The sequence below is a fragment of the Streptomyces alkaliphilus genome, assembly GCF_014141535.1.
GTDB classification, from domain to species: Bacteria; Actinomycetota; Actinomycetes; order Streptomycetales; family Streptomycetaceae; genus Streptomyces; species Streptomyces alkaliphilus.
In genome coordinates this window covers 1-5,800 of record NZ_VKHT01000254.1, presented here as the reverse complement: position 1 = coordinate 5,800, position 5,800 = coordinate 1, and the positions used below count along the sequence as shown (strand labels likewise).

5 protein-coding genes are annotated in these 5,800 nt (G+C 75.0%); 1 reads left to right on the top strand and 4 read right to left on the bottom strand.

The window, feature by feature from the left end:
• Positions 1 to 72 precede the first annotated feature (72 nt).
• Positions 73 to 1,497 (bottom strand): glutamine synthetase family protein, encoded by a 1,425-nt coding sequence (locus tag FNQ90_RS10520; protein WP_182606128.1) that lies wholly within the window; start codon positions 1,495 to 1,497, stop codon positions 73 to 75.
• Between the two features lie 159 nt (positions 1,498 to 1,656).
• On the opposite strand from FNQ90_RS10520, the gene FNQ90_RS10515 reads away from it, so the two are divergent.
• Complete coding sequence (locus FNQ90_RS10515) at positions 1,657 to 2,430, top strand: gamma-glutamyl-gamma-aminobutyrate hydrolase family protein (RefSeq protein ID WP_182606130.1); 774 nt, start codon at positions 1,657 to 1,659, stop codon at positions 2,428 to 2,430.
• Here FNQ90_RS10515 and FNQ90_RS10510 read toward each other — a convergent pair.
• The 3 genes from FNQ90_RS10510 to FNQ90_RS10500 form a co-directional block, all read right to left on the bottom strand.
• Complete coding sequence (locus FNQ90_RS10510) at positions 2,338 to 3,120, bottom strand: helical backbone metal receptor (protein WP_182606127.1); 783 nt, start codon at positions 3,118 to 3,120, stop codon at positions 2,338 to 2,340. The two genes, FNQ90_RS10515 and FNQ90_RS10510, sit on opposite strands and share 93 nt — an antisense overlap.
• On the bottom strand, positions 3,117 to 4,253 hold the full coding sequence (locus tag FNQ90_RS10505; RefSeq protein ID WP_182606126.1) for an ABC transporter ATP-binding protein: 1,137 nt from the start codon (positions 4,251 to 4,253) through the stop codon (positions 3,117 to 3,119). Before FNQ90_RS10505 ends, FNQ90_RS10510 begins: the two co-directional genes overlap by 4 nt.
• The coding region (locus FNQ90_RS10500) for an ABC transporter permease (protein ID WP_407699336.1) at positions 4,250 to 5,800 on the bottom strand (1,551 nt) is incomplete at its 5' end. The genes FNQ90_RS10500 and FNQ90_RS10505, both read right to left, overlap by 4 nt.

The following is a 5,800-nucleotide window of genomic DNA, read 5'->3' as shown; positions in this document are numbered from 1 at the left end:
GGCCGGCAGGGGACATCGAATGGGTCATCGTCGGACTCCCGGGGTGAGGGGGTGGCTGCGGGGGACGGTGGATCACATGCGTTCGAAGGAGCGGACCCGTTCCCAATCCGTCACGGCCCCGTCGTACGCCTCCTGTTCCACCCGGGCCAGGGTGAGGTAGTGGTCGACCACCTCGTCGCCGAAGGCGGCGCGGGCGGTGTCACTGTTCCCCCACAACTCCGCGGCCTCGCGCAGGGTGCGCGGCACGTGTCCCCCCGCGTCCGCGGGCGCGGCGTAGGCGTTGCCGGTGCAGGGGGCGGGCGGGACCAGTCCCCGGTCCACCCCGTCCAGACCGGCCGCGATCATCCCGGCGACGGCCAGGTAGGGGTTGACGTCGCCGCCCGGCACCCGGTTCTCCAGGCGCAGGCCCGGGCCGTGGCCGACCACGCGCAGCGCACAGGTGCGGTTGTCCGGTCCCCAGGCCACGGCTGTGGGGGCGAAGGAGCCGGGCCGGAACCGCTTGTAGGCGTTGATGGTGGGCGCGTACAGCAGGGAGAACTCCCGCAGCGAGGCGAGTTGACCGGCGAGGAAGGCGCGCATGGTCTGCGACATCCCGTCGGGACCGGCCGTCGCCCCCGTCGCGAAGACGGGACGGCCGGTCCCGTCGCGCAGCGAGAGGTGGATGTGGCAGGAGTTGCCCTCCCGCTCGTCGTACTTGGCCATGAAGGTCAGCGAGACGCCCTCGTCGGCGGCGATCTCCTTGGCCCCGGTCTTGTAGATCGCGTGCTGGTCACAGGTGGTCAGGGCGTCGGAGTAGCGGAAGACGATCTCGTGCTGTCCGAGGTTGCACTCGCCCTTGGCCGACTCCACGACCATCCCGGCCCCGGCCATGTCGTTGCGGATGCGGCGCAGCAGCGGTTCGATCCGGCCGGTGCCCAGCAGGGAGTAGTCGACGTTGTAGCGGTTGACGGGGGTCAGTCCGCGGTAGCCGGCGTCACCGGCGGTCTCGTAGCTCTCCCGGAAGACCATGAACTCCAGTTCCGTGCCGACCAGGGCGGTCCAGCCGCGTTCGGCCAGCCGGTCGAGTTGCCGGCGCAGGATGCCGCGCGGACAGGCGGCCACGGGGCGCTCGTCGGGCCAGGCGAGGTCGGCGGTGACCATGGCGGTGGCCGGGTGCCAGGGGACCCGGCGCACCGTGCTCGCGTCGGGCCGCATGACGAAGTCCCCGTAGCCGGTCTCCCAGGAGGCCATGGCGTAACCGTCGACGGTGTTCATCTCCACGTCCACGGCCAGCAGGTAGGCGCACGCCTCGGTGCCGTGCCGGAGCACCTCGTCGAGGAAGTGCCGGGCGGCGAATCGTTTGCCCTGCAGGCGCCCCTGCATGTCGGTGAAGGCCACGACCACGGTGTCGATCTCCCCGAGATCGATCCGGGCCCGGAGTTCCTCGACGGGTAGCGGGGGTGTGCGGTCCGCTGGTGTCACGAGTGGGCCCTCCCGATCACTGCTGCCGGATGCCATAGGGTACGGGTGCCCGGGTCGGACCCCCGCTCATGCGCGCCGGGGCCGGCGTCGGGGAACGACCACCCGGCGGCGCCCGGTACCGCGGCACGCCGCCGGCGGAACCACGGGAGCGCGATCGTGGAACGGCAGGGAACCCGGGCCGCGCCGGCGGCGCCGATGATCGGGGTGAGCACCTATCTCGAGCCGGTGGCCCGGTGGGGCCCCTGGGAGTTGCCGGCGGCGCTGTTGCCCGCCGACTACCACCGGTTGGTGCAGCGGGCCGGCGGGACGGCGCTCCTGCTCCCGCCCGATCCCGCGCCGGGGGCGGCGCGGGCGGTGGTGGAGCGGCTGGACGGCGTCGTGGTGGCCGGGGGCCCGGACGTGGACCCGGCCCGCTACGGCGCGGAGCGCGACCCGCGGACCGGCCCGCCGGCGCACGAGCGCGACGCCTGGGAGGCGGCGCTGATCGCGGCCGCCCTGGATGCGGACGTCCCGCTGCTGGGCGTGTGCCGGGGGATGCAGCTGATGAACGTGGTGCTGGGCGGCACCCTGCTGCAGCACCTGGACGGCCACGCGGGCGCGCCCGGCACCTGGGAGACCCATCCGGTGCGGCCGGTGCCGGGAACCCGCCTGGCGGAGTTGCTGGGTCCGGGGTCCCCGGAGGTGAAGACCCACCATCACCAGGCGGTGGACCGGCTCGCCGAGGGACTCGTGGTGTGCGCCCGTGCCGGGGACGGGACGGTGGAGGCCGTCGAACTGCCCTCCGCCGACTTCGCGCTGGGGGTGCAGTGGCACCCGGAGGCGGGTGAGGAGCTGCGGCTGATGGAGGAGTTGGTGGCCCGGGCCGCCGCCCGCCGGTCAGGGGCTCCCGGCGCCGGGGGTGGGTCGTCCGGCGGGAGGCAGCGGGTCGAGCAGCGCGGTGCCCAGCCGTCGGGGCGCGTCCACGAGTGAGGGGCCGTACCAGGTGAGCGAGCGCCCGTCGACGAGGGCGGCGGGCAGGTCCGGGAACGACTCCGGTCCGTCGTCGGGCCCGAAGGCGTACGGCTCGTCGGGGAGCACCACCAGGTCGGCCCCCGCCGTGCGGAGATCGGGCGGCGCAACGCGCGGGTAGCGCTCCTCGTGCCCGGCGAAGAGGTTGTGGGCGCCCAGTCGGGAGAGCAGGTCACCGGCGAAGGTGTCGCGGCCCAACACCATCCACGGGCGGCGCCAGATCGGCACGACCACCCGGGCGTCGATCACCGCCCGGCCGGCGTGCCAGTTCTCGCGCGCCTCCTCCCACCAGGCGGGGAGGGACAGGCGACAGCCGGTCACCATGACCCGCTCCAGTTCGGCGAAGGCGTCCTCGAGGGTGCGGATGACGGTGACCAGGACGGTGAGGCCGGCGGCCCGCAGCGCCTCCAGGTCGGCGGGACGGTTCTCCTCCTCGTTGGCGACCACCAGATCCGGGGCGAGAGCCAGGATCCGCGCCGGGTCGGGGTTCTTGGTCCCACCGATCCGCTCGGCCGCGAGATCGGCGGGGTGGGTGCACCAGTCGGTGACGCCGACCAGGAGCTCGGGGGCACCGGAGGCGATGGCCTCGGTGAGCGAGGGCACCAGACTGACCACGCGGTGCGGTGCCGCCGGCCGCCGGCCGGGGCTCACCGGACGGTCCCCGCGATGCCCGCGGCCCCCGGCACCGGCGCCGGAGTGGGCGCGACCTCCCGGGTGCACAGCAGGGCCGGGCCGATCACCTCCAGGTCGGTGGGATCGCCGGGCCGCACCTCCACCACTCCCGCGTGGCGCACCTCCACCGGACGTTCCAGCCCGGCCACCCGCACGGTGACCACGGCGTCGTGGCCGTAGAAGTGGACGTCCTCGACCGTGCCGCCGACCGCTCCCGCGGTGCCCGGCGGCCGGAGGAGGAGTTGTTCGGGCCGCAGCAGCACCGTGACCGGCGTGCCGGACTCCGCCGCTTCCGTGGGACCGCCCGCTCCGTCGCGCGGGAGGGGGACCGCGCCGAGCGGGGTGGCGGCCAGGCCCCCGGCGTCCCCTTCCACGGCACCGGGCAGAACGACGGCGTCGCCGACGAATCGGGCCACCCGGGCGTCCACGGGATGGTGGTAGAGCCGGCGCGGATCGTCCTGCTGGACGACCCGGCCGTCGCGGACCACCGCCACCGAGTCGGCGACCGACAGCGCCTCCTGCTGGTCGTGGGTGACCAGCAGGGCGGTGGCGCCGCCGGCCCGCAGGGCGGCGCGCACGTCGGCGCGCAGGCCGGTGCGCAGGGAACTGTCCAGGGCGTTGAAGGGCTCGTCGAGCAGGACGAGGGCGGGACGGGGCGCCAGCGCCCGGGCGAGCGAGACCCGCTGTTGCTGACCGCCGGAGAGCTCGTGCGGCATCCGGCGACCGTGGTCGGCCAGCCCCACCAGCTCGAGCATCTCCGCCACCCTCTTCCGCCGCGCGGCCCGGGAGAGGCCGGTGAGCCCGAAGGCGACGTTGCGGGCGACGTCCAGATGGGGGAAGAGGGCGCCTTCCTGGGCCACGATGCCCACCGCCCGCCGTTCGGGCGGGACGTGGGTACCGGGGTCGGTGAGCACCCGCCCGCCCACGGTGACGGTGCCGGCGTCGGCCCGCAGGAAACCGGCGATCACCCGCAACAGGGTGGTCTTGCCGCAGCCGGAGGGGCCGAGGACCGCGACCAGGTCACCGGCCCCGGCCTCCAGGTCCAGGCCGCGCAGGACGGGGCCGTCGGAGCCGTGGGACTTCACGAGGCCGCGGACGCTCAGGTCGTTCACGAGCGGTGTCTCCCCAGGAGGTGGGCGGGAACGGCGGCGATGAGGATCAGCGCCAGGGCATAGGGGGCGGCGGCCGCGTGGGCCTGGTTCTCGGTGTGGGTCCACAGCCGGGTGGCCAGCGTATCCATGCCGCTGGGGCGCAGCAGCAGTGTGAGCGGTAGCTCCTTCATGATGACCACGAAGGTCAGCGCCGCGCCGGTGGCCACGCCGGGGGCGGCCAGGGGCAGGGTGACCCGCCGCAGCACGGCGAGCGGCCCGTGCCCCAGGGAGCGGGCGACGTCCTCCAGGACGGCCGGGGACTGCTGGACGGCGGTGCGCACCCCGGTGACCGCCAGGGGGAGGAAGAGCGCCGCGTAGGCGATCACCAGGAGGGGGTACTCCTGGTACAGGGGTCGGGCATAGCGGACCGAGAGGAAGACGAGTGCCAGCGCCACGGTGATGCCCGGCAGCGCGTGGGCCGCGTACGCCGCCTGCTCGAGCAGGCGGGAGGTGCGGGTGCGGTACCGCGCGGCGATCACACCCACCGGCAGGGCCAGGAGCGTGGTCAGGGCGGCTCCGGCGGCGGCGACGGCGACCGTGGACCAGGCGGTGGCGGCGAGCGCGGCGGGCTGCCAGGTGGCGGAGGAGCCGGTGACGATCCACCACACCAGGGTGCCGACGGGCAGCAGCAGCGCCGCGGAGGCGATGGTCGCGCACCAGGCCAGCGCGAGGGGGGCGAGGCGCCCCAGGGGAACGCGCCGGGGCGGACGGGCCGCTCCCCGGCCGACGGCGGCGAGTGCGCCCCGGCCCCGGACCCGACGCTCGGCGGCGACCAGCAGGAGGGTGATGACCACCAGGACGCAGGCGAGCGCGGCGGCCGGGGTGCGGTCGAAGCTCGCCCGGTAGGACATGAAGATCGCCCGGGTGAAGGTGTCGTACCGCATGATCGACACCGCGCCGAAGTCGGAGACGACGTAGAGCGCGACCAGCAGCGCCCCACCGAGGGCCGCCGGACGCAGCCGGGGCAGGGTGACCCGCAGGAAGACGCCGGTCGACGAGTGCCCCAGGGCGCGGGCCGCCTCCTCGCGGGCGGGGTCGGAGGTCCGCAGCACGGCGGCGACCGGGAGGAAGACGTAGGGGAAGCAGGCCAGGGAGAGGGCGAGAACGGCCCCCGTGAAGCCACTCGCGCCGGGCACCGCGGAGAGCCACCCGAAGGCCATCACGTAGCTGGGGACCGCCAACGGCAGGGTGGCGACCACAGCCCACAGGCGGGCGCCGGGCAGGCGGGTGCGCTGGGTCAGCCAGGCCAGGGAGACACCCAGCAGGAGGGTGATCAGCACCACGGTCAGGGTCAGGCGCAGGCTGTTGCCGAGGAGTTCGAGGGTGCGCGGGGAGACCACGATCTCCCGTGCGCGCCCGGGGCCGTGCTCCAGGGCCCGCACGCCGAGGTAGACCAGCGGCAGCAGGGCGAAGGCGGCGGTGAGGATCGCCGGGACGGCGAGGACCAGGGGAATGCGGTGGTCCCCCCGGTACCGGCCGCGCGGAGCGGGTCCGGCCTCCGGGCTGTC